The sequence below is a fragment of the Sphingomonas sp. CFBP8993 genome, from assembly GCF_034044895.1.
GTDB lineage: Bacteria > Pseudomonadota > Alphaproteobacteria > Sphingomonadales > Sphingomonadaceae > Sphingomonas.
Map to the genome: position 1 here is coordinate 547,285 of NZ_JAXCWU010000003.1, position 23,740 is coordinate 571,024.

Genomic DNA, 23,740 nt, shown 5'->3' on the forward strand with positions numbered 1-23,740 from the left:
CGTCGAGCGGGTTACGCGGCCTTGGCCTCATCGGCCTCGCCGGCGTTGTGCTCCACCGCGGCCAGCGGCTGGCCCGTCTTGATCGCGATCGTCTTGGGCTTCATCGCCTCGGGCACCTCGCGGACGAGGTCGATGATGAGCAGGCCGTCGTTCAGGCGCGCATCCTCGACGAACACGAAGTCCGCGAGTTCGAAGCGCCGCTCGAACGAGCGATTGGCGATGCCGACATGCAGGAAGTTGGGCGCGCTCGCCTTGTCATCCTTCTTGCCGGTGACCAGCAGCATGTTCTGCTGCGCGGTGATCTCGATCTCGTCGCGGGCGAAACCGGCCACCGCCAGGGTGATGCGGTAACGGTCGTCCGCCAGACGCTCGAGGTTGAAGGGGGGATAATTTTCCGCCGAGGCGGCGCGGGAGTTGGCCTCGAGCAGATCGAACAGCCGGTCGAAGCCGATGGTCGAGCGGCGGTACGGAGTCAGATCGATACGCATGTCAAAACCTCCATCAGAAGCGAATTGAAACGGGATCGGCCGGTCTACCCCGGCGCGGGGTGGTTCAACCCATCCGTGCGGCCCGGTTTTGGCACCGCACGCGAACCGATATGGTTCATTCGAAACAGCCTTCAAGGGCCTTTCAGGATCGAAAAGCAAATCTTCGCTGACCCCAAGCGCTTGCTGGATTGAATGCCTACTAAAACGATGTGTGAATGGAAGATGAAATTAAAGGGGAGCTTCCATGTCCTTGACCCTGGCCTTGATCCTGGCCGCCCAGACCGCATCGCCGTCCGCCGATCCGCAAAACACGTCGGTCGTGACGGCTCCCACCCCCGAGGCGCGCCGCGACGCGGGTCGGTTGGGCACCGCGCAGCAGGGCGGGGGGGACGTGGTGGTCACCGCCCGCCGTCGCGCCGAGACGATCCAGTCGGTCCCCATCGCCATGTCGGTGATCGGCGGCACCGCGCTGGCCGAGACGGGGACGTACAATGTCAACCGGCTGACCCAGATCCAGCCTACCCTGCAATTCTATTCGACCAACCCGCGCAACTCGGCCGCCAACATCCGTGGGCTGGGCGCGCCGTTCGGGCTCACCAATGACGGGATCGAGCAGGGTGTCGGCATCTATGTCGACCAGGTCTATTACAGCCGCATCGCCTCGGCGACGTTCGACTTTACCGATACCGAACGGATCGAGGTGCTGCGCGGACCGCAGGGTACGCTCTATGGCAAGAATACCACGGCGGGGGCGATCAACATCATCACCCGTGCGCCCAGCTTCACCCCCGAAGCGCGGGTCGAGTTGAGCACGGGCAATTACGACTTCTTCCAGGGCAAGGCGTCGGTGTCCGGCCCGCTGGTCGACGACAAGGTGGCGGTGCGCCTGTCGACCTCGATCACCACGCGGCGCGGCACCATCTGGAACACGCGGCAGCAGGAATGGCAGAATGCCCAGGACAATCTGTCGCTGCGCAGCCAGTTCCTGTGGCACGCGACCCCCACGCTCGACCTGACCCTGTCGGGGGATTATGCGCGACAGAATCCGAATTGCTGCGTCCAATATTATGCGCGCGTGGGTGCGACGCAGCGACCGGCGAACCGCCAGTACCCCGCGCTGGCCGCGGCGCAGGGCTATAGCGTGCCCTCGACCAATGCCTTTGACCGGGTGACCGATGTCGATACCGATCTGCGCGCCAAGCAGGAACTGGGCGGGCTGTCGCTGGTCGCCAACTGGGATGTGGGGGACGCGACGCTGACCAGCGTGTCCGCGTGGCGCTTCTGGCATTGGGACCCGTCGAACGACCGGGACTTCGTCGGCATGCCGATCACCACCGTCTCGGCCAATCCGTCGCAGCAGAGCCAGGTGACGCAGGAACTGCGCATCGCCTCGAACGGCAAGCGGACGCTCGATTATGTGCTGGGTGCCTTCTATTTCTGGCAGACCATCGACACGCAAGGGCTCCAGGTGCAGGGCCCGGCGGCCAGCGCCTTCCTGCTCAACCCGACCAGCACGGGCGGGCGTAATCCGGCGACGCTGAACGGCCTGACCTCGCGCAACACGATCGGCTTTACCAACACGTCGGCGGCGCTGTTCGGCAAGCTGACCTGGCATGTCGACGACCGCCTGTCGGTGTCGCCGGGGCTGCGGTTGAACTATGACCGCAAGGACGGCTCCTATGTCTCGGTCGTGACCAACGGTGCGGGCTCGACCAGCCTGACCAGCGACCAGCGCAGCGTGCTGGCGCCGCAGAATTATACACCGTCCTTCACCAACTGGAACGTGTCGGGCGACCTGACCGTCGCCTACGAATTCAATCCCAACGTCCATTACTATGCGACCTATGCGCGCAGCTATAAGTCGGGCGGCATCAACCTGTCCGGCCTGCCGCTCGATGCGCAGAACAACCCGATCCTGGCGACGCAGACGGTACGGCCCGAAAAGGTCAATCACTTTGAGTTGGGGCTGAAGACCCAGTTCGCCGATCGCCGCGCGACGGTGAACATCGCGGGCTTCTGGACCGAGATCGGTGATTATCAGGCGACAGTGAACAATCTTCAGGTCAACGTCCTGCGCGGCTATCTCGCCAATGCGGGCCGGGTGCGGACGCGGGGTGTGGAGATCGACTCGGCCTTCCGCCCCACCAGCCGGTTCAACGTCTATGCCAATGCCGCCTTTACCGATGCGCGCTATACCCGCTTCACCAACGCGCCTTGCCCGCCGGAGCTGTCGGGGGGTGCCGCGTTGCCGGTGGTCAACGGCCAGATTGTCGGTACGCCGGCTGCGGCGGGAACGCCGGGCAATTCGCTGCCCTATTGCGATATCTCAGGCCAGTGGCTGCCGGGCGTGTCGCGCTGGGCCTTTTCCTACGGTGCGGAGTACGACCTGCCCGCGACTGTGGCGGGGACCGAGGGGCAATTCTATCTGGGCTATGATGGCAGCTATCGGTCGAAATTCTCGTCCAACCCGTCACGCTCGGCCTATACCGACATCAACGGCTATAGCCTGTCGAACGTCCGCGCCGGGTTTAAGGCACCGGGGAGCTGGAACGCCTTTGTCTGGGTCCGCAACCTGTTCGATCACAATTACTATGAGCTGCTGGCGACCCAGTCGGGGTCGACCGGCCTCATCGTGGGCCAGCCCGGCGATCCACGAACCTATGGCCTGACCATTTCCAAGTCGTTCTGAGCTGATCCTCCCCAAGATAGCTTGGGGAGGGGGACCGCCGGGCGTCAGCCCGGTGGTGGAGGGGCAGGGGCCTTTCACAGGTGTTGCCCACCCCTCTACCACTCGTCGGCACGAATGGATCCCCTCCCAATCGGAGCTGGGAGAGGATTGATAGCCGACTGCACAAATCTCAGGATTCGTCCATTTTCGGTTCATCTTGATTTGGTATAGCGACAGTCCCGTAAACGGGCGCCGGGCCGGCATCTGGGAACGGAGTCTGGAAGCTCCCCGTGTCCCAGCCGGTTCCGGCGGCTTTTCGAAGGACCGATGCGCGACGAGAGCCCAATGCCAAACGCCCGGACCGTTTCCGATCCGGGCGCCTGCGTGACGATCGCTCGTCAGCCCCCTTTTCCCGCTCCCGCATCAACCTCTTTGGGTGAGCGTTGGAGCAATCCCCGAACCACGGCCGTTGCTGCCTGTGTCTCAGTAAGATTGTGTTACGGTACGGCGGGGGCGCTTGTCATCCCTCTTGCGGTATCGATGCTACGATTGGCTGACTTGTGTGGCGCGCGGGCAACAATTGCCGGTCTGGACGGTTTCTGCGCCCGCGCGGCGCGCGGCATTGCCACCGCCGGGTGCCGCCCGTACAGCCGCGTGGCTCAACAGTGTTTCTCCACGGATCGATCGGACCTGCATGATCCTGTCTCGCTATGAACGGATGATCGCCCGGCGCTATCTGCTGCCCGGCAAGGGCGAGGCGTTCATCTTCCTCGTCGCCTCGATCAGCCTGGTCGCGGTCATGCTGGGCGTCGCCGCGCTCGTCATCGTCATGAGCGTTATGAACGGCTTTCGTGCCGAACTGTTCGACAAGATCGTCGGGCTGAACGGTCATGCGGTGGTGCAGGGCGTCGGCGGCCGTCTGCCCGACTGGCGCGATATCGTGCGCGAGGCGCGGGCGACCCCCGGCGTGACCAGTGCCGTGCCGATGATCGAACAGCCGCTGATGTCCAGCTATAACGGCCGGGTCGAGGCGGTGCTGGTGCGCGGCATGCGCATGGCCGACATGCGCGACAATTCGGCGATCCGTTCCAAGATCGTGATGGGCAGCCTGAACAGCGTGACCCCCGGCAGCGGCCGGATCGCGATCGGCAGCCGCCTGGCCGAGGCGCTGGGCGCGACGGTCGGTTCGGAAATCTCGCTGATCAGCCCGCAGGGGCAGACGACTCCGTTCGGCACCGTGCCCCGCATCGTCAGTTATACGGTCGGCGCGATCTTCGAGATCGGGGTGTATGATTACGACAAGGCATACGTCATCATGCCGATCGAGGATGCGCAGACGCTGCTCCTGATGGGCGATACGGTCGGCATGGTCGAAATCCAGACGGTCGATGCCGACCGGGTGGGCCAGATCCTGGCGCCGCTTGCCGACAAGCTGGGCGGGCGGGCGGTCATCGCCGACTGGCGGACGATGAATGCGCAGCTGTTCGAGGCGCTGGCGGTCGAGCGGGTGGCGATGTTCACCGTGCTGTCGATCATCATCCTGGTCGCGGTGTTCAACATCCTGTCCTCGCTGATCATGCTGGTCCGCGCCAAGACGCGCGACATCGCGATCCTGCGCACGATGGGCGCGACGCGCGGCGGGCTGATGCGCATCTTCATGACGGTGGGCACGATCATCGGCGCGCTGGGCACGGTCGCGGGGCTGGGGCTGGGCGCGGTGTTCCTGTTCTATCGCCAGGCGGTGGTGAATTTCGTCCAGTTCGTGACGGGGCAGAATCTTTGGGATCCCTCGATCCGCTATCTGACCGAGCTACCGTCGAAGCCCGACCCCGTCGAGATCGTCGTGATCGCGTCGATGGCGCTGGTCTTTTCCTTCCTTGCCACGCTCTACCCCGCCTGGAAGGCGGCGAGTACGGACCCGGTTCAGGTGCTGCGCTATGAATGATCCGATCATCCGCATGGGCACGACGTTGCCGCCGCGCGCCGCCGAACCGGTGCTAGAGACGCGCGAACTGTCACGCAGCTTCACGCAAGGCGACCAGACGATCGAGGTGCTGCGCGGCGTCGACCTGGCGATCGCGCCGGGCGAGATCGTCGCGCTGCTCGGCCCCTCCGGTTCGGGCAAATCGACGCTGCTCCAGGCGGTCGGCCTGCTGGAGGGCGGATTCTCGGGCTCGATCCGCATCGCGGGCGAGGAGGTGTCGAAGCTCGACGCGCATGGCCGCACGGTCGCACGGCGCGACTATCTGGGCTTCGTCTATCAGTTTCACCATCTGCTGCCCGACTTCAACGCGATCGAGAATGTCGTCCTGCCGCAGTTGGTGAAGGGCAAGATGCCGGCCGAGGCCGATGCGCGCGCCCGGGCCTTGCTGACCGCGCTCGGGCTCGGCCACCGGCTGACCCACCGGCCCAGCCAGTTGTCCGGCGGTGAGCAGCAGCGCGTGGCGGTCGCCCGCGCGCTGGCCAACCAGCCGCCGCTGGTGCTGGCCGACGAGCCGACCGGCAATCTGGACGAGCACACGTCGCAGGTCGTGCTGGACGAGTTCCTGCGGCTCGTTCGCGGCGAGGGCTCGGCGGCGCTGGTCGCGACGCATAACGAGCGGCTGGCGGCGAAGATGGACCGGGTGGTTCGCCTGCACGAAGGCCGCCTGCAATGAGCGTCTGGACCGAGACGCCCACGCTGACCGGTCGCCACGTCACGCTGCGTCCGTTCGTCGAGGCGGACCTTCCCGCGCTGGTCGAGGCCGCGCGAGAGGGCGACCTGTGGAACATCTTCTACGCCAATGTGTCGATGATGAAGGTGCCCGAACGCTGGCTGGCGGCGGCGCTGAAGGAGCGTGACGTCGGCCGTGCGCTGATCTTCACGGTCGAGACGCCGGACGGCGATATCGTCGGCACCACCCGCTATATGCGGATCGCAGCCCAGCATAGGCGGCTGGAGATCGGCGGCACCTTCTACGCCACCCGCGTCCAGCGCACGGGGGTCAATACCGAGGCGAAGCGGATGCTGCTCGCCCACGCCTTCGAGGTGATGCAGGCGCAGGCCATCCAGATCCGGACCGATGCGCTCAACAAGCGCAGCCAGGCCGCGATCGAGCGGCTGGGCGCGAAGAAGGACGGGGTGCTGCGCGGGCATCAGGTCATGGCGGACGGTCGTATTCGCGACAGTGTCGTCTATTCGATCATCGACCGCGAATGGCCGGGCGTGCGCGCCAATCTCGACTATCTGCTGGGGAAGCACCGATGAGCGCTATTGCGGATTTCATCGTCCGGGCGGCGGATGGCCAACCGGTAGAACTGTCGCGCTATGCCGGGCGGGCGCTCCTGATCGTCAATACCGCGTCAAAGTGTGGTTTCACGCCACAATATGAGGGGCTGGAGGCACTGCACCGTCGCTACGAGGAGCGGGGCCTGACGGTGCTGGCTTTTCCCTGCAATCAGTTCGGCGCGCAGGAACCGGGTGACGCGGCCGAGATCGCCAGTTTCTGCTCGCTGACCTATGACGTGAGCTTCCCCGTGATGGCGAAGGTCGAGGTCAATGGCGACGGCGCGGACCCGCTGTTCCAGTGGCTGAAGGCGCAGGCGCCGGGCGTGCTGGGGACCAAGGCAATCAAGTGGAACTTCACCAAGTTTCTGGTCGATCGTGCGGGGAAGGTGATCGAGCGTTACGCCCCGACGACCAAGCCGGAAGATATGGCGAAGGACGTCGAGGCGCTGCTGTAACCAGGCGGCGGTTCAGGCTGAGCATGGCCGAAGGCCACGCCCTGGCCCTCAAAGCGCAAATGCGCTTGCGCCTTTCTTGTGATCCAGCGCCGAGGCGATGGCGGTGATCCCGCCGAACAGGAAGCTCAGGCCCAGCACATAACCCGGCAGCGTCATCGCACTCCACGGCAGCGTGGCCAGCACGAACAGCGCGAGCAGGATGTTGAGCACGCCCAGCCCGATCATCCACCCGCGCCGCCGCCGCATCCGCGCGCCCAGGCCGATCTCCAGCCCGCCACGCAGGCCCAGCCACACCGCGACCAGGATGGTCAGCGAGATCGCCCCTGTCGCAGGCTCGAACGCCATGATCAGGCCGATGACCAGCGACAGCAGGCCGAACCCGATCGCATAGCCACGACCCTCATGCCCCTTGCCGAAGATGCCTGCCGCGACCGATACCAGCCCGGCGGCGATGAAGAAGGCGCCGATGACCAGTGTCGCCGCAAGCGTGGCGGGCACCGGAAACACGAAGGCGGCAAGCCCGAGCAGCGCGGACAGCACGCCATAAGCCAGGATCCAGCCCCATCCCGCGCCGGGGCGCAAGGCGGTGGCAAAGCTGCGGTCGGTATCGGTCATGGTCATCCGCTTTCGCTCAAGTCCTTATGCTGGCGTAACGGACTTTCGCGTAACCGGTTCCGGGTGCGCGTGCCTCGACATATCGCCAGGCGGGGTTCGGTGCTGGTCGAATCACGCGCGGTGGCGTAGGGAGGGGGATGCATTCCGGATATGTGCCGCTCCGCATCTTTTCCTCCTTCACGATGCTCGACGGCGCGATCGACCCCAAGGCGATTGCGGCGCAGGCCAAGGCCAACGCCTTCCCCGCCGCGGGCCTGACCGACCGCAACGGCCTCTATGCCGCGATGGCCTTTTCCGACGCCGCGAAGAAAGCGGGCGTGCAGCCGATCATCGGCACGATGCTGGGCATCGCGCGGCCGGATATGCCCGACAATGTCGGGGCCGTGGTCGACTGGATCGCGCTTTATGCGCAGGACATGACCGGCTACGACAATCTGTGCGCGCTGGTGTCGGCGGCGCATCTCGACCGTCCGATCGAGTTGGCCGCGCATGTCGGTTTCGACACGCTCCAGACGTTCAGCCAGGGCCTGATCGCGCTGACCGCGGGCGGCGAGGGCGGCATCGCGCGTCTGTTCGCCGAAGGACAGCCCGACCGGGCGAAGGCCTATGCCGATCGGCTCCAGGCGATCTTCGGCGACCGGCTCTATGTCGAACTGGCACGCCGTGACGACGCGATCGAGATGGCGGCCGAGCAGGACCTGATCGACCTGGCCTATGACCGCGACCTGCCTCTGGTCGCGACGAACCCGTGCTGTTTCACTGATAGCGGTTTCGGCGACGCGCATGACGCGATGCTGTGCATCGCCAACTCGACCTATGTCGAGATGGACGACCGCCCCAAGAGCTGCCCCGAGGCATGGCTCAAGCCCGCCGAGATGATGAAGCAGCTGTTCGCCGACCTGCCCGAGGCGATCGAGAACACGCTGGTGGTGGCGCGGCGCTGCGCCGTGATGGCGCCGTGGCGCAAGCCCATCCTGCCCAGCCTGGCGGGCGACCGCGAGGGCGAGGCGGCGATGCTTCGCCGCGACGCGACCGCCGGTCTGGAAGCACGGCTCGACCGTATCGCCGAGCTGGAGGGCGAGGGCGAACCCGGCTGGCGCGAGGCCTATCACGAACGACTGACGTTCGAGGTCGACATCATCATCCAGATGGGTTTCCCCGGCTACTTCCTGATCGTCGCCGACTTCATCAAATGGGCCAAGGACCACGACATTCCCGTGGGGCCGGGCCGTGGTTCGGGCGCCGGCTCGGTCGTCGCCTGGGCGCTGACCATCACCGACCTCGATCCGCTGAAGCTGGGTCTGCTGTTCGAGCGCTTCCTGAACCCGGAACGCGTGTCGATGCCCGACTTCGACATCGACTTTTGCGAAACCCGGCGTGGCGAGGTCATCCGCTACGTCCAGGAGAAATATGGCCGCGATCAGGTCGCGCAGATCATCACCTTCGGTAAGCTGAAGGCGCGAGCGGTGCTCAAGGACACCGGCCGTGTACTGCAGATGAGCTATGGCCAGGTCGACCGGCTCGCCAAGCTGGTGCCCAACCACCCGACCGACCCTTGGGACCTGAAGCGTGCGTTGAACGGCGTGCCCGAACTGGCGAAGGAGTACGCCAACGACAACCAGGTCCGCCGCCTGCTCGACCTCGCCACCAAGCTGGAGGGGTTGCCGCGTCACTCGTCGACGCACGCCGCGGGGGTGGTGATCGGCGATCGGCCGCTGGCGCAGCTGGTGCCGCTCTACCGCGATCCGCGCTCGGACATGCCGGTGACGCAGTTCGACATGAAATATGTCGAGGGTGCGGGCCTTGTGAAGTTCGACTTCCTGGGCCTGAAGACCCTGTCTGTCCTGCAAAAGGCGGTACAGCTGCTGGCCAAGCGCGGGGTCGAGGTCGATCTCGGCGCGCTCGCCTGGGACGACGAGGCGACCTATGCGCTGCTCCAGAAGGGCGACACGGTCGGCGTGTTCCAGCTGGAATCCGAAGGTATGCGGCGCACGCTGTCGGCGGTGCGGCCATCCAATTTCGGCGACATCATCGCGCTCGTGTCGCTGTACCGGCCGGGCCCGATGGACAATATCCCCAGCTTCGGCCGCCGTAAGCAGGGCACCGAGGAGATCGTCTACCCGCACGCCCTGCTCGAACAGATATTGTCCGAGACCTACGGCATCTTCGTCTATCAGGAACAGGTGATGCAGGCCGCCCAGATCCTGGCGGGCTATTCGCTGGGCGGCGCGGATCTTCTCCGCCGCGCGATGGGCAAGAAGGTGAAGGCGGAGATGGACGCGCAGCGTGCCATCTTCGTGAAGGGCTGCCAGGAGGTGAACGGCATCCCGGCGCAAAAGGCCAACGAACTGTTCGACTTGATCGACAAGTTCGCCGGATACGGCTTCAACAAGAGCCACGCCGCCGCCTACGCGCTGCTCGCCTATCAGACCGCGTGGTTGAAGGCGCATCACCCGCATGAATTCTATGCCGCGTCGATGTGCTACGACATGGCGCTGACCGACAAGCTGGCGATCTTCGTCGATGATGCGCGCCGCATGGGCGTGACGATGCTGCCGCCCTGCATCAACGCCAGCCAGGCCGAGTTCGATGTCGAGGCGCATGAGGATGGCCTGGGCGTCCGTTATGCACTGGGCGCGCTGAAGTCGGTGGGCGAAGGCGCGATGGAGAAGCTGGTCGTCGAGCGGGGGGCGGGGGGAGCCTTCGCTTCGCTCGACGCGCTCGCCAAGCGGGTCGATCCGCGCCTGATGAACAAGCGCCAGCTGGAAACGCTGGCCTCGGCGGGGGCGTTCGACGGGGTCGAGGCCAATCGCGCGGGCGTCCATGCGGTTGCCGAAACCATCCTGGCCATCGCCGCGCGCACCCATGAGGGGCGGACGAGCGGGCAGGGCGGCCTGTTCGGCGAAACCGAGGTGGCGGGCGACGCGATCAAGCTGCCGACCGGCGCCCGCTGGACCCTGTCGCAGCGCATGGAGCAGGAGAAGGAGGCGTTCGGTTTCTATTTCTCCGCGCATCCGGTCGACCGGCACGCCCATATCGCCAAGATGCACGGCGCCCGCACCTATACCTCGCTGACAGAGCTGATCATCCCCGATGACGGCGCGCGGATCGGTGCGACGATGGCGGCCTTGGTCGAGGATGCGCGCTGGCGGACCTCGGCGCGGGGCAAGCGTTACATGATGGCGCAGCTATCGGATGCCACGGGCCAGTTTCTGGCGACCTGTTTCGACGACTCGGTCGCGGGCGATCTGGAAAAGGCGGCCAAGGAAGGCCACTGCGCGCTGATCACCGTCGAACTCGACCGGCGACCCGGCGAGGAAGCGCCGCGGGTCAGCGTCAAGCGTGTCCAGTTGTTCGACGGGCTGGCCAGTATCGCGAAATTCGTGGTCGAGGTGACGGTGACCGACAAGGTCGCGTTCAAGGCGCTCCATGCCATGCTCGACCCGTTGCGCAACGGACGCGGCGAGGTGAGGGCGCGGATCAAGGGTGCCGAGGGCGATACGCTGTTGACGCTGGGACGGAATTTCCTGCTGGACGCCGAATTGGCAAGCCATATCGAGGATTTGCCGGGGGTGAAGGCGGTGGAGATGAAGTCGTCCGAGGCGCGTCTGGCACTGGTGAGTTGAAGTAGTCGCCTCAGCCCTTCATCCCGCTCTCGTGGGGATGAAGGGCATGGGGTCCGGCGGTCGGTTGCCCGATCAGTGCGACTGCGTTTCCTCGTCCCCCGCTTCTCCGTGATTGCCATAGCCCGCGCCCGAACTGTCGGTATCGTCTTCGTTCGGCACCGGATCGGGGGACGTCTGTTCGGGGTCGTGGATCATCGCATCTCTCCTTGTCCGTCCGTAACGCATGGATGAAGCGGGACGATCCTCAAAACAGCTCACCCTGCGGGCCGCTGGGCGGGCGGAAGCGGCTGGTGTCGAGCATGGGCCTGTCCTGGTTCAGGCCATGCAGGCGGCAGGCACGATGGAAGCGGACCCGCAACAGGTCCGCCCATGGTCCCTGGCCCTTCATCCGGGTGAAGAAACCGGGATCATTGTCTCGGCCCCCGCGCAGCGACCGGATGATCGCCATGACCTTGCCCGCCCGGTCGGGGAAATGCTCCGCCAGCCAGGCGCGGAACAGCGGCGCGACCTCGTGCGGCAGGCGGACCGGAATGAAGAAGGCGTGGCGTGCGCCCGCCCGGGCCGCATGTTCGACCAGATGCTCGATCTCATGGTCGGTGATGGCCGGGATCACCGGCGCGATCGAGACATAGGTCGGGATGCCCGCCTCGGCCAGCCTGGTCACCGCGGCCAGCCGCCGCGCGGGCGTCGGCGCGCGCGGTTCGATCGTCCGCGCGACACCGGGATCGAGCGACGTCACCGACATGCAGACCGTCGCCAGCCCCTTGGCCGCCATCGACGCCAGAATGTCGATATCGCGAACCACGCGGTCCGACTTGGTGGTGATCGCCACGGGGTGGTCGGTTTCGGCCAGCACCTCCAGGATGGCGCGGGTGATCCGCCATTCCCCCTCGATCGGCTGATAGGGATCGGTGTTCGTCCCCAGCGCGATCGGCGCGACGCGGTATCCGGGCTTGGCCAGCTCTGCGCGGAGCAGTTCGGCCGCGTTCGGCTTGGCGAACAACCGGCTTTCGAAGTCGAGGCCCGGTGACAGGTCGTGATACGCATGGGTCGGGCGCGCGAAGCAATAGATGCAGCCATGCTCGCACCCCGCATAGGCGTTGATCGACTGGCTGAACGGCACGTCGGGCGAGGTGTTGCGGGTCAGGATGGTTCGCGGCGTCAGGACGGTCACGCTCGTCCGCAGCGGCGGCGGCGCGCCGTCGACTAGCGATTGTACGTCCAGCCAGTCACCGTCCGCCTCACGTTCGGGGAGGGAGAAGCGCTGGCTGGTCGCGTTGTGCGTGGCCCCGCGGCTGGCGGCTTTCACCATGGCGATGCGATTGCGATGGCGGCGCTGCCCCGTACGGATAACGCTATGCGGGTGACGGCATGCGGGCAGGGGAGGCGCCGACCCGTGTCCAAAGGCCTGGCAACCGATGCAGGCCGAGGCTGGCTCAGAAAGCGAATCTGCTTGTCCATCCGCAAATGCTATGGAATGAAGTGGAACGTAGCAAGAACAAAGGGGTCGGATGATGGCGCGTCTGCAGTATCTCGAACTGCCGGTCGGCGACCGTGCCGAGGCGAAACGCTTCTATGCTGAGGCGTTCGGGTGGGGCTTTACCGATTTTGGCGCGGACTATGCCGCGACGATGAGCGGGGATACCGACATCGGCCTGGACGCCGCGCCCGACAAGGTGCGGGCGCCGCTGCCGGTGATCCGGGTCGAGGATATCGAGGCGACACTGGCAGCGGTCGAAGCGGCGGGCGGGAAGGTCGTCGTGCCGATCTTCGCCTTTCCCGGCGGGCGGCGTTTTCACTTCCGCGACGTCGATGGCCATGAACTCGCGGCGATGCAGCCCGGCTGATTATCGCTCGAGCAGGCGCGGCATCAGCTCGACGAAGTTGCATGGTCGGTGGCGGCTGTCGAGCTGATCACGCAGGATACCGTTCCAGGCATCCTTCACCGCGCCGGTCGAGCCGGGCAGGGCGAAGATATAGGTGCCGCGCGCGACGCAGGCGCAGGCACGCGACTGGATGGTCGATGTGCCGATCGTCTGGAAGCTCAGCCAGCGGAACAGCTCGCCAAAGCCGGGGATCATCTTCGTGGCAACCCGCTCGACCGCCTCGGGGGTCACGTCGCGCCCCGTCACGCCGGTGCCGCCGGTGGTCAGGATACAGTCGATGCTGGCATCCTCGATCCAGCGGTCGAGCTGTGCGACGATCATATCCGCATCGTCGCGCAGGATGGTGCGCTCGGCCAGTTCATGCCCTGCATCGGTCAACAGCCCGACAAGCGTGTCGCCCGAGCGATCCTCGGCGAGCGAGCGGGTGTCGGAGACGGTGAGGACCGCGATGCGGACCGGTGTGAAATGACGGGTGGTATCGATGGGCATGGCGGGGTCAACGTTCGGTTGCGGGTTTCGGGGGCAGCTTGGGAGCGGTGGGGCGTGGCCTTCGACTTCGCTCAGACTGAACGAAAGTTCGGCAGTTTTGCCTGATCACCTTGACCCGACAAGCAACCACGAACGCCGTTCAACCTGAGCCAAGTCGAAGGCCAAGGGCCCCCCAACCCTGCTCAATTCGCCTGCGGCATCGCCGTGCTGGACTGCGGGTTGACCGTCGCGTTCAGCGCGATCGTCGTCCGGGGCGCGACATGCGCCTGCGCGACATTCGGACGTTGCAGGCGGACGGCGGTGGCACCGGGCAGGCCGGGGAAGCGTGGCCACAGCCCCTGGGCCAAAGCGGCACGGCTGGGCGACTTGGCCTTGCCGACCTGGCTTTCATACATCCAGTAGTTGCGCAGAACCATGGTGACGTAGCCACGCGTCTCCCAATAGGGAATGCTCTCGATATAGAGCAGCGGATCGCCGCCGTCGCGGACCAGGCTGTTCCACTCGCCGACCGGCTTCGGACCTGCGTTATAGGCCGCGATGACCTTCGGCAGCAGGCCGCCGGTGACCCCGGTCATGTCGCGCAGCCGCTCCAGATGGCGCTGGCCGATATCCATGTTGGTCGACGGCTTGGTCAGCGCCGACCGGTCGATCGACACGCCGCGCTCGCGCGCGAAATCGGTCGCGGCGGCGGGCATGATCTGCATCAGGCCATAGGCACCCGCCGGGCTGACCACCTTGTTGCGGAACCCGCTTTCCTGAAGCGTATGGGCATAGACCAGCGCCTTCTCGACGCGCCAGCCGCTGTCGGGTGCCCAGTTCGGCGTCGGATAGCGTGCCTCGGCCGTCGCGGTGACGCCCGCCGGGCAATTATGCGCCAGCCAGACGGTGGTGGCGGGCAGGTCGAGCGACTCGGCCAGGCGGACGAGATTGCGGAACTCGGTCGGCTGGCCGATCCGCGCCTGCTGGCGGATCACCTGATCGGCCAGGTCGGTTTCGCCGATCTCGACAAGCGCGGCGGCGACCAGGATGTTCGGGCGGCGATCGAGCGCGGCCCAGTCGGTCGCGACCAGCTGTCCACGCGGTTCGCGGTCGCCACGCATCCCCAGCGCCTGGCGGGCGAGCTGGCCGTAGAAGCTTTCGCGGAACTGCGAGGCGGAGCGAAGACGCCCCTCGATCTTGTCGGGGCGGCCGCAGACCATGTCGGCACGCGCAGCCCAGTAGAGCGCGGCGGCGCGCAGGTCGACATCCGTCGCGCGCGCGGCCGTACCCTCGAACGCCGTGGCGGCGGCCTGGCAGTCATTCTGGCGCCAGGCGCTGAGCGCGACGGTCCAGCGGCCCTGCACCGCCCAGTCGCCGTAACCATCGGCGGCCTTGGTGGCCATCGCGCGGGCGTTCGCATCATCGCCCATCAGGAAATAGATCCAGGCGACCTTTTGCTGCCACTCGGTCAGCGCCTCGGGCGACAGGCCTTGCGTCGATTCGAGCAGCGCCTGTGCGTTGGGGCCGTCATCGGCCTTGACCAGCGGTTGCATCCGCGCGGCGAGGTCGGCGGCGATCTGGTCGCTCTTGATGCTCTTGGCGCGGACGCGGCGGGGGGCGCCGTCCTGCCAGATCAGATTGTGCGCCTCGGGCAGGGGCGGCAGGTCACGCGCGCCGCGCGACCGGGCCAGCCGGGCGAGCTGTTCGGCCTGGGGCAGTTCGGGGGCTTCGTTCAGCAGGGCGACGAGCCGCTCGACCTCGACCTTGGGCGACCCCTTGGCAGTATAGAGTTCGGCGCGGGCGATGGCATGGAGCGGGCCGGGCTTCAGCGCGTCGAGCTCCAGCTGCGCGTCGGTCCAGCGGCTTTCCCGGATTGCCGAGAACACGCGGGCGTACCCCGCCTTCTGGTCGGCATCGAGAAGCGCCGGGATGCTCGGCGGTGCCCGAAGCGCGGTCGAGCGGGCGTCGGGGATGGCGGTCGGTTCGGCGGCGACGGCGGCGCTTGCGCCCGCCAGCAAAGCCCCGATGGTCGCGCCTCGTGCGATCGCCCGGCTCAGCTTCATGCGTTCAAATCCCCCATGACCCTTTGCAAATCCTTCCAGCTTTCCGCCTTGGCCATCGGCTTTTCGATGAGGAAGCGCGGATGAAAACTGGCGACAGCGTTGGTTTTGCCGCTTTTATGGTCAACAGGGTGTGAATGTCCGCGTGCGGTCATGAGTTCGGTCCCGAGGACGGCACGGCTCGCCGCATTGCCCAGCAACAGCAGGCTGCGGGGCGCGACCAGCCCGACATGGTGCAGCGCGATTTCGCCCAGCCGGGTGTCCAGATCGGCGGGCGCACGCCCGGCCAGCGGGCGGCGGGTGCAGACCGAGGCGATGTGCACCGCGTCGCGCGACAGCCCGATCGCGGCCAGCATCCGGTCGAACAACCGCCCCGGCGCGCCGGACAGGATCTGCCCGGCCTCGGCATCGTCGCGGTCGGGGCAGTCGACCAGAACCATCAGGCGGGCATCGGCCGGTCCGACGGCGGTCAGCGATACTCCGTCCCAGCCCGCTTCGGGCGCGGCATCGGACAATCGCCAGGCCAGGAAGGCCTCCAGCGTGTCGGGCAGTTGCGTGGCGGGCGCGGGGGCGACGATGCCTGCGCCAGGCTTGGGGCTGATGGCGGTGGGGGCGAAGACGGCGGGGCGCGACGGTTCGGGCGCCATCCAGTCGCGGGGCTCGTCCTCGACCAGCAGGTCGACGCCCGCATCGTGCCACCAGTCGAGCGCGCTGGCGGCCAGCGCACCCTCAAGAGGCGCACGGTCCAATGATGTGGTGTCGAACGTCGGAATAGCCCCCATATGGGATCCGTCCATGCTGCATGGTTGACGTGCGCGTCAATCTGTCGGATCGGCTGTCAGGACAAGATGTTTACCGTCCGCGCCCGGACGAGCCCGTCGAACGGGACGCTACGGCAGCGGCGTGGTCACAAAGCGAGGATGCCATGACGACACGCGAATCGATGCCCTATGACGTGGTGATCGTCGGCGCAGGTCCGGCGGGCCTGTCGGCGGCGATCCGCCTGAAGCAACTGGCGGCCGAAACCGGCGGCGAGCTGTCGGTCTGCGTGCTCGAAAAGGGCTCGGAAGTCGGCGCGCATATCCTGTCGGGTGCGGTGATCGACCCGATCGCGCTCGACGAGTTGCTGCCCGACTGGCGCGACGATGGCTGTCCGCTGGCCGAGGTGCCGGTGACCGAGAACCATCACTGGATCCTGACCTCGACCAGGCACCGCAACGTGCCGCACGCGCTGACCCCGCCGTTCATGCACAACAAGGGCACCTATACCGGCAGCCTGGGCAGTCTGTGCCGCTGGCTGGCGGGCAAGGCCGAGGAGCTGGGTGTCGAAATCTTCCCCGGCTTCGCCGCCGCCGAGATCCTGTTCCACGAGGATGGTCGGGTAAAGGGTGTCGCGACGGGCGACATGGGCGTCGCGCGCGACGGCACGCACAAGCCCGACTATCAGCCGGGACTGGAACTGCACGCGAAATACACCTTCTTCGCAGAGGGCGTGCGCGGCCATCTGTCGAAGGAGATCATCCGCCAGTTCGACCTGGCACGGGACAGCGATCCGCAAATCTATGGCCTGGGCATCAAGGAGCTGTGGGATATCGACCCAGCAAAGCATGTGCCGGGCCGCGTGATCCACACCCAGGGGTGGCCGCTGGGCCATGACGCCAATGGCGGCGGTTTCATCTATCACCAGGCGGGCGGGCAGGTCGCGCTCGGCTTCGTGACGTGGCTGAACTACACCAACCCCTATATCTCCCCCTTTCAGGAGATGCAGAAGTGGAAGACCCACCCCGAGATCGCCGAGCTGCTGAAGGGCGGCAAGCGTGTCTCCTACGGCGCGCGGGCGATCAATGACGGCGGGCTCCAGGCGATCCCGAAGCTGACCTTCCCGGGCGGCGTGCTGGTCGGCTGTTCTGCGGGCTTCCTGAACGTGCCGCGCATCAAGGGCACGCACGGCGCGATGAAGTCGGCGATGCTGGCGGCCGAGGCGGCGTTCGCCGCCGTCCAGGCCGGACGCGAGGGCGACGAGCTGACCGACTATCCGGAGGCGTTCCGTGCATCGTGGCTCCACAAGGAGCTGTCGGGTGTCCGCAACGTCGTGCCGCTGGTCAAGAAATATGGCGACACGCTGGGTTCCGGCCTGGCGGGCGTCACCATGTGGGCCGAGCATTGGGGCATCAAGATGCCCTTCACGATGAAGCACAAGCCCGATCACGAGACGCTGTGGCGCAAGGATCAGGTGAAGAAGCCGGACTATCCCAAGCCCGACGGCGTGCTGACCTTCGACCGGCTGTCCTCGGTGTTCCTGTCGAACACCAATCACGAGGAGGACCAGCCGATCCACCTGACGCTGAAGGATGCGTCGGTGCCGATCGCGCACAACCTGCCCTTGTTCGACGAGCCCGCGCAACGCTACTGTCCCGCCGGTGTTTACGAGGTGGTGGATGTGGATGAGGGCGATCCGAAATTCGTGATCAACGCCCAAAACTGCGTCCACTGCAAGACGTGCGACATCAAGGACCCGACCCAGAACATCAACTGGGTCGTGCCGGAAGGCGGCGGAGGACCCAATTATCCCAACATGTAAGCGTGTTTCGTTTCGTCTGCTGACCGGCACCCTGCTGGTCGCGGCCTGCTGGTCCGCGCCGTCCGGGGCGGCGGTCGCGCCGGGCCGGTCGCCTTTGTCGTCCTACCTCGCCGCGCGGGTCGCGGCGGCGGAAGGGCGATCGGCGGCGGCGAGCGGGGATTATGCGAGCGCGCTGACCGGCTGGCCCGACGATCCCGCCGTCGCGGTCCGCGCGTATCGTGAAGCGATGATCAGCGGGGACGAGGCGCTGGCGCTCCGCGCGGCGCGGGTGATGGAGGCGGAACAGGTCGCGCCCATCGACGTCGCGCTGCTCGACCTGGCGATCGCGGCACGCAAGCGCGACCGTGCCGCCTATGACGCGGCGCTGGTCCGGATCGACGCAGGCGCGCTGCGCATCGTCGCACCCGTGCTGCGCGCCTGGGCGGCGTGGGACCGCAAGCAACCCGTCGAGGCGGCGCTCGACAGCGCGGGCAAGGAGCCGGTCGCGCGACGACTGGCCGACGAGCATCGCATCCTGCTGGCGCTCGCCGCCAAGCGCATGGGCAGCCAAAGTGCGCTGGTGCTGCTCCAGGCCATGTCGGCCCCCGCCGACACGCGGATCGCGGCGGCGCAGATCATGGCGGGGCGTGGTGATGAAGCCCAGGCCAGGGCGTTGCTCAGCGATCCTCTGGTGGCATCGGATCGGCGTGCGCTGGGCGCCAAGCCCGATCTCGGTTTCGGTGTATCGCGCCTGCTGGCGCGGGTGGCGGCGGAACTGGTGGGCGAGGGGCCGCGTCCGCTGGTCATCGCGCTGACCCGCACCGCGCTGATCGCGGACCCCTACAATGACCGCGCGCGATTGTTGATGGCCGAGGCGCTGTCCCGCGACGAAGCCTGGGACGCCGCCATCGCCGCGGTCGAGGGCGTGGCGCCGCGCGGCGCTTTCGCCCATCGCGCCGCCGTGGTCCGCGTCGGCCTGCTGGCATCGGCGGATCGCGCCGGGGAGGCGCTGATGCTGGCCAGGGGGCTGGCGACGGCGAAGAATGCGACGGTCGACGACTGGCAGATCTATGGCGACCAGCTGATCGCCGCCAAGCGTCCCGGCGATGCCGCCATCTGGTATGAGCGGGTGACGCGCGCCGATCCGCCCGTGCCCTGGGCGGCGTGGCTGCAATATGGCGGGGCGCTGGATCAGGCGGGCCAGGCGGAACCGGCCGATGCGGCGCTCGCCAAAGCGGTCGAGCTGGGGCCCGACGAACCGCTGGCGCTCAACTATCTGGGCTATGCGCGGATCGAGCGCGGCGAGACCGGCGCGCCTTCGCTCGGCTTGCTGGAAAAGGCCAGCAAGCTCGCGCCTGACGACGCTTCGATCACCGACTCGCTGGGCTGGGGTTATTTTCGTGCCGGACAGGCGGGGCGTGCGCTGCCGCTGGTCGAGCGCGCGGCCATGGCGGAGCCCGCCAATGCCGAGATCGCCGATCATCTGGGCGATATCTACTGGGCGCTGGGGCGTTTCTACGAGGCGCGCTATTCGTGGCGTGCGGCGGCGCTGACGGCGGAAGCGCCGCTGGCCGGTCGTGTCGCGCACAAGCTGACACTTTGATCGGGCTTGCCGCGTCGGCGCATGCGCCGCATGGGGCGGACATGACCGTTATCGTCGAAACCGCCCCTGCCAAGATCAACCTCGCGCTGCATGTGCGCCGTCGCCGCGACGATGGTTATCACGAGCTTGAAACGTTGTTCGCCTTTTGCCGCGACGGCGACGTGGTGACCGTGGAGCGAGCACCCGCGACGACGCTGGCCCTGACCGGCCCGTTCGCGGCCGTGCTGGCGGGTGAATCGCGCGAGGACAATCTCGTCGTCCGCGCGGTGCGCGCGTTCCAGGCGCGCTTCGGGGTGCGCGAGGACTATGCGATCACGCTCGACAAGCATCTGCCCGTGGCGTCGGGAATCGGCGGCGGCTCGGCCGATGCGGCAGCGACCTTGCGCGCGCTGGCACGGCTTCGGGGCATTGCTGTCGACCATCCGGATCTCTTTGTGATCGCGGGCGAACTGGGTGCGGACGTGCCCGCCTGCCTGTTGGGCGAGACGTCGCGTGGCGAGGGCAAGGGCGATGCGCTGCGGCGTCTGGCACCTTTGGGCGATCGGCCCGTATTGCTGATCAATCCAGGCGTCGGCGTATCCACCGCAGCGGTGTTCGCCCGATGGGACGGGGTTGATCGCGGCGCGCTGGGGCAGGGCGATATCCTCGCGGTCGCCACGGCCGGGCGCAACGATCTGGAGCCGCCCGCGCGTGCCGTCGCCCCGGCGATCGACGCGGTGTTGGCCCAGCTCGAGGCGGCACCCGGCGCCGTCATCAGCCGCATGTCGGGATCGGGTGCCACCTGTTTTGCGATTTTCGGCGATGTCGCCACGCGCGACGCGGCGGCCGCCTCGGCGCGCAGCCGGGGCTGGTGGACGCTGCCGACTTTTTTGCGATAGGCTTTGTTCGCATCTTGTTCTCCTGGAACAAAACACATACATTGCAGATGCGTTGAATGGACCACCATGTTGGTCTAGCGAGGGAAGCATCTGATGGCCGCCAATCTGAAAGTGATCGAAACAGGCATGGCAACCGCAAACGCAGACCGGCAAAAGGCGCTCGACGCCGCGCTCGCCCAGATCGACCGGGCTTTCGGCAAGGGCTCGGCGATGAAGCTGGGGCAAAAGGAAACGATGCAGGTCGAGGCGATCTCGACCGGCTCGCTCGGCCTCGACATCGCACTCGGCGTCGGCGGCCTGCCGCGCGGCCGCGTGATCGAGGTCTATGGCCCTGAATCGTCGGGCAAGACGACGCTGGCGCTGCACGTCATCGCCGAGGCGCAGAAGATGGGCGGCACCGCCGCCTTCGTCGACGCCGAACACGCGCTCGACCCCGTCTACGCCAGGAAGCTGGGCGTCAACATCGACGAACTGATCGTGTCGCAGCCCGACACCGGCGAGCAGGCGCTGGAGATCACCGACACGCTGGTCCGCTCGAACGCGATCGACGTGCTGGTGGTCGACTCGGTCGCCGCGCTCGTTCCGCGTGCGGAAATCGAGGGCGAGATGGGCGACAGCCATGTCGGCCTGCAGGCCCGCCTGATGTCGCAGAGCTTGCGCAAGCTGACCGGCTCCATCAGCCGTTCGCGCTGCATGGTGATCTTCATCAACCAGCTGCGCATGAAGATCGGCGTGATGTACGGCAACCCGGAGACGACGACGGGCGGCAACGCGCTGAAATTCTATGCCTCGGTCCGTCTCGACATTCGTCGCACCGGTGCGATCAAGGCCGGCGAGGAAGTGACCGGCAACGCCACCCGCGTGAAGGTGGTGAAGAACAAGGTCGCACCGCCGTTCAAGCAGGTCGAATTCGACATCATGTATGGCGAGGGCATTTCGAAGATCGGCGAGATCCTCGATCTGGGCGTGAAGGCCGGTCTGGTCGAGAAGTCGGGCAGTTGGTTCTCCTACGACTCGGTGCGCATCGGGCAGGGGCGTGAGAACGCCAAGACCTTCCTGCGTGAGAACGCCGACATGGCCGACCGCCTGGAACGCGCGATCCGCCAGCGCACCGAAAAGGTGGCCGAGGAGATGATGACCGGCCCGGACGCCGAGGACGACATCTGACCGGACAGGAAACGGCCCGCCAGCGATGGCGGGCCGTTCTTGTATGTGCGGGGCGATAGGGACTGGCGGGACGGCACGATGACCAGTGGCATGGATTGGCGCGGTCGGGTCGGCGATGTTTGGGCGGCGGAGTGGCGGCGCACCGATCGCAGCCTGGCGGACCTGTCCCGTCACCTGGACGAAGCGATTGCCTGGGTCGCACCGGATGTCGGCAAGGCGCTCGATATCGGCAGCGGCGCGGGCGCGACCAGCCTGGCATTGTATGCGGCGCGGCCGGGGCTGAGCATTATGGGCGTCGACCTGTCCGACGAGCTGGTCGCGGTGGCGCGGGAGCGCGCGGGTGAAACAGCGGATCATGGTCCGCGCTTCCTGAGCGGCGATGCGCTGACGGTGGCGACGGCGGAGGCGCCGTTCGACCTGCTGTGTTCCCGCCACGGCGTCATGTTCTTTGCCGATCCGGTGGAGGCGCTGAGCATCCTGCGCCGGGCGGCACGGAACGGGGCGCGGCTGGTCTTTTCCTGCTTTGCCGAACGTGCGGCGAACGGGTTTGCGACGTTGGCCGATGCGGCGATCGGTGCCGCCCCGCCGCCGGATGCGGGCTATGCGCCCGGCCCCTTCGCCTTTTCCGACCAGCAGCAGGTTGCGGCCTGGTTGAAGGAGAGCGGCTGGCGACCCGATGGCGCGGTGCGCGTCGGGTTCGACTATGTGGTGGGGGAAGGCGACGACCCGGTCGCGGATGCGCTGTCCTTCCTGTCCCGGATCGGCCCGGCCGCACGAGCGCTCTCGCAAGCGGCATTGCCCGAGCGCAATCGCATCGCAGACACCCTGCGCGCCGGTCTGGAGGCAAGCCGGGTGGGTAATCGCCTCCCCTTGCAAGCGACGGCTTGGATTTGGCAGGCGACGGCTTAGGGCCGATCGACATTCAGGCCGCCCCCACCGAAATTCCTCCCTGCAAGCGGAGGGTGTGCGGGCAAGATGGTGCCCGGGGGCACCTTCTCGCCCGCACACATGCGCAGCATGGTGGCGGGGTGCTACCGGTCGCGAGGTTCGACCAACCGCTCAGGCCGGGACGCCCCTCCGTCAGGCCTTCGGTCTGCCACCTTCCCTTGCAGGGCAGGAATGAATGTCGACTGGCCCTGATACCGAGCGGCGATGCTTGAGCCGCAATGGCGTCACCTCGGGCACGGCCCACAGCGCTATCGCCGACAAAGGTCGCGGTAACAGCAGTAGGATAGCTCTGCGGCCGCCGCGTTTCCTCCACCGACCACCACGCACCCCCTAATCCATCCCCCTGCACCCCGGCGCGCCGCTGGCGCGTTGTCGGGCGGAATTATGGGGAACCGTCATGACGATCATCGTCCATCACCTGGAAAACAGCCGGTCGCAGCGCATCCTGTGGATGCTGGAGGAGCTCGACCTCCCTTACGAGATCAAGCGCTACGAACGCGATCCCAAGACGATGCTCGCGCCGCGCGAACTGCGTAAGGTCCACCCGCTCGGCAAGTCGCCGGTGATCGAGGATGATGGGCTGGTCATCGCCGAAACCGGGGCGATCATCGAATATCTGGTGGGCAAGGGCGATGGCCGGCTGGGCCCGCCCGCGCACCGCGAGGCGATGCAGCGCTGGCGCTTCTGGCTGCACTATGCCGAGGGGTCGCTGATGCCGCCGCTATTTGTGCTGCTGGTGCTTAGCCGTATTCCGGTGATGGGCAAGGTCGCGATGAAGCGTTTCCAGCCGATGGTCGACCGCCATCTCGACTATGTCGAGAGCGAGCTGACGCGCTCGCCCTGGTTTGCGGGCGACCAGCTGACCGCCGCCGACATCATCATGAGCTTTCCGCTGGAGGCCGCGCGGGCCAGGGCGGGGCTGGACGAGAGCCGCCCCGCGACGATCGCCTGGCTGGAGCGGATCCATGCCCGCCCCGCCTATCAGGTCGCGTTGGCCAAGGGCGGACCCTATGCCTATGCCTGAGCGCGACCGGCCTCAGGCATGGGCGA

General features: G+C 66.8%; 20 protein-coding genes. 13 read left to right on the forward strand and 7 right to left on the reverse strand.

Annotation, left to right across the window (positions count from 1 at the left end; all coding sequences use genetic code 11):
- Positions 1 to 11 precede the first annotated feature (11 nt).
- Positions 12 to 488: an Hsp20 family protein gene (locus tag SOM26_RS08765; RefSeq protein WP_320452318.1), complete on the reverse strand. Its 477-nt coding sequence runs from the start codon at positions 486 to 488 to the stop codon at positions 12 to 14.
- Between the two features lie 244 nt (positions 489 to 732).
- Here SOM26_RS08765 and SOM26_RS08770 point away from each other — a divergent pair, with 244 nt between their 5' ends.
- From SOM26_RS08770 to SOM26_RS08790, 5 genes are all read left to right on the forward strand, one after another.
- A complete protein-coding gene (locus SOM26_RS08770) occupies positions 733 to 3,177 on the forward strand; it encodes a TonB-dependent receptor (RefSeq protein ID WP_320452319.1) in 2,445 nt (814 codons plus the stop codon).
- Between the two features lie 673 nt (positions 3,178 to 3,850).
- Positions 3,851 to 5,101 (forward strand): lipoprotein-releasing ABC transporter permease subunit, encoded by a 1,251-nt coding sequence (locus SOM26_RS08775; RefSeq protein WP_320452320.1) that lies wholly within the window; start codon positions 3,851 to 3,853, stop codon positions 5,099 to 5,101.
- Positions 5,102 to 5,114: 13 nt separating this feature from the next.
- The gene (locus SOM26_RS08780) at positions 5,115 to 5,813 is read left to right on the forward strand and encodes an ABC transporter ATP-binding protein (protein WP_320452378.1); all 699 of its coding nucleotides are present in this window, start codon (positions 5,115 to 5,117) and stop codon (positions 5,811 to 5,813) included.
- Positions 5,810 to 6,403, forward strand: a complete 594-nt coding sequence (locus SOM26_RS08785; protein WP_320452321.1) for a GNAT family N-acetyltransferase — start codon at positions 5,810 to 5,812, stop codon at positions 6,401 to 6,403. The genes SOM26_RS08780 and SOM26_RS08785 overlap by 4 nt, the downstream gene beginning before the upstream one ends.
- On the forward strand, positions 6,400 to 6,879 hold the full coding sequence (locus tag SOM26_RS08790) for a glutathione peroxidase (RefSeq protein ID WP_320452322.1): 480 nt from the start codon (positions 6,400 to 6,402) through the stop codon (positions 6,877 to 6,879). The genes SOM26_RS08785 and SOM26_RS08790 overlap by 4 nt, the downstream gene beginning before the upstream one ends.
- Positions 6,880 to 6,927: 48 nt before the next feature.
- On the opposite strand, the gene SOM26_RS08795 is transcribed toward SOM26_RS08790, so the two are convergent.
- Positions 6,928 to 7,494 (reverse strand): HdeD family acid-resistance protein, encoded by a 567-nt coding sequence (locus SOM26_RS08795; protein WP_320452323.1) that lies wholly within the window; start codon positions 7,492 to 7,494, stop codon positions 6,928 to 6,930.
- Between the two features lie 137 nt (positions 7,495 to 7,631).
- Between SOM26_RS08795 and dnaE the strand changes: the two genes are divergently transcribed.
- Positions 7,632 to 11,120, forward strand: coding sequence for a DNA polymerase III subunit alpha (dnaE, locus tag SOM26_RS08800; protein ID WP_320452324.1), 3,489 nt, complete (start codon positions 7,632 to 7,634; stop codon positions 11,118 to 11,120).
- Positions 11,121 to 11,192: 72 nt separating this feature from the next.
- Here the strand turns inward: dnaE and SOM26_RS08805 are convergent, their stop codons facing one another.
- Together SOM26_RS08805 and SOM26_RS08810 are read right to left on the reverse strand one after the other, a co-directional pair.
- Positions 11,193 to 11,315, reverse strand: a complete 123-nt coding sequence (locus SOM26_RS08805; protein ID WP_320452325.1) for a hypothetical protein — start codon at positions 11,313 to 11,315, stop codon at positions 11,193 to 11,195.
- Positions 11,316 to 11,364: 49 nt separating this feature from the next.
- Positions 11,365 to 12,432, reverse strand: a complete 1,068-nt coding sequence (locus tag SOM26_RS08810) for a PA0069 family radical SAM protein (protein WP_320452326.1) — start codon at positions 12,430 to 12,432, stop codon at positions 11,365 to 11,367.
- A gap of 202 nt (positions 12,433 to 12,634) precedes the next feature.
- Here SOM26_RS08810 and SOM26_RS08815 point away from each other — a divergent pair, with 202 nt between their 5' ends.
- Complete coding sequence (locus tag SOM26_RS08815; protein ID WP_320452379.1) at positions 12,635 to 12,967, forward strand: VOC family protein; 333 nt, start codon at positions 12,635 to 12,637, stop codon at positions 12,965 to 12,967.
- Here the strand turns inward: SOM26_RS08815 and moaB are convergent, their stop codons facing one another.
- The 3 genes from moaB to SOM26_RS08830 all read right to left on the reverse strand — a co-directional run bounded on the left by moaB (position 12,968) and on the right by SOM26_RS08830 (position 16,316).
- Complete coding sequence (gene moaB / locus SOM26_RS08820) at positions 12,968 to 13,495, reverse strand: molybdenum cofactor biosynthesis protein B (RefSeq protein WP_320452327.1); 528 nt, start codon at positions 13,493 to 13,495, stop codon at positions 12,968 to 12,970. It abuts the gene before it with no gap.
- A 182-nt stretch (positions 13,496 to 13,677) separates the two neighbouring features.
- Positions 13,678 to 15,537 (reverse strand): lytic transglycosylase domain-containing protein, encoded by a 1,860-nt coding sequence (locus SOM26_RS08825; protein WP_320452328.1) that lies wholly within the window; start codon positions 15,535 to 15,537, stop codon positions 13,678 to 13,680.
- Complete coding sequence (locus SOM26_RS08830; protein ID WP_320452329.1) at positions 15,534 to 16,316, reverse strand: uracil-DNA glycosylase; 783 nt, start codon at positions 16,314 to 16,316, stop codon at positions 15,534 to 15,536. Before SOM26_RS08830 ends, SOM26_RS08825 begins: the two co-directional genes overlap by 4 nt.
- A gap of 143 nt (positions 16,317 to 16,459) precedes the next feature.
- Here SOM26_RS08830 and SOM26_RS08835 point away from each other — a divergent pair, with 143 nt between their 5' ends.
- The 6 genes from SOM26_RS08835 to SOM26_RS08860 all read left to right on the forward strand — a co-directional run bounded on the left by SOM26_RS08835 (position 16,460) and on the right by SOM26_RS08860 (position 23,714).
- Entirely contained in the window at positions 16,460 to 18,115 is a 1,656-nt protein-coding gene (locus SOM26_RS08835; RefSeq protein WP_320452330.1) for an electron transfer flavoprotein-ubiquinone oxidoreductase, read from the forward strand.
- A 94-nt stretch (positions 18,116 to 18,209) separates the two neighbouring features.
- Positions 18,210 to 19,697: a hypothetical protein gene (locus tag SOM26_RS08840; RefSeq protein ID WP_320452331.1), complete on the forward strand. Its 1,488-nt coding sequence runs from the start codon at positions 18,210 to 18,212 to the stop codon at positions 19,695 to 19,697.
- Between the two features lie 41 nt (positions 19,698 to 19,738).
- A complete protein-coding gene (locus SOM26_RS08845) occupies positions 19,739 to 20,575 on the forward strand; it encodes a 4-(cytidine 5'-diphospho)-2-C-methyl-D-erythritol kinase (RefSeq protein ID WP_320452332.1) in 837 nt (278 codons plus the stop codon).
- 93 nt (positions 20,576 to 20,668) lie between these two features.
- Entirely contained in the window at positions 20,669 to 21,742 is a 1,074-nt protein-coding gene (gene recA, locus SOM26_RS08850; protein WP_320452333.1) for a recombinase RecA, read from the forward strand.
- Between the two features lie 78 nt (positions 21,743 to 21,820).
- Complete coding sequence (locus SOM26_RS08855) at positions 21,821 to 22,651, forward strand: class I SAM-dependent methyltransferase (protein WP_320452334.1); 831 nt, start codon at positions 21,821 to 21,823, stop codon at positions 22,649 to 22,651.
- Positions 22,652 to 23,087: 436 nt separating this feature from the next.
- Positions 23,088 to 23,714, forward strand: a complete 627-nt coding sequence (locus tag SOM26_RS08860; RefSeq protein ID WP_320452335.1) for a glutathione S-transferase family protein — start codon at positions 23,088 to 23,090, stop codon at positions 23,712 to 23,714.
- Positions 23,715 to 23,740 lie beyond the last annotated feature (26 nt).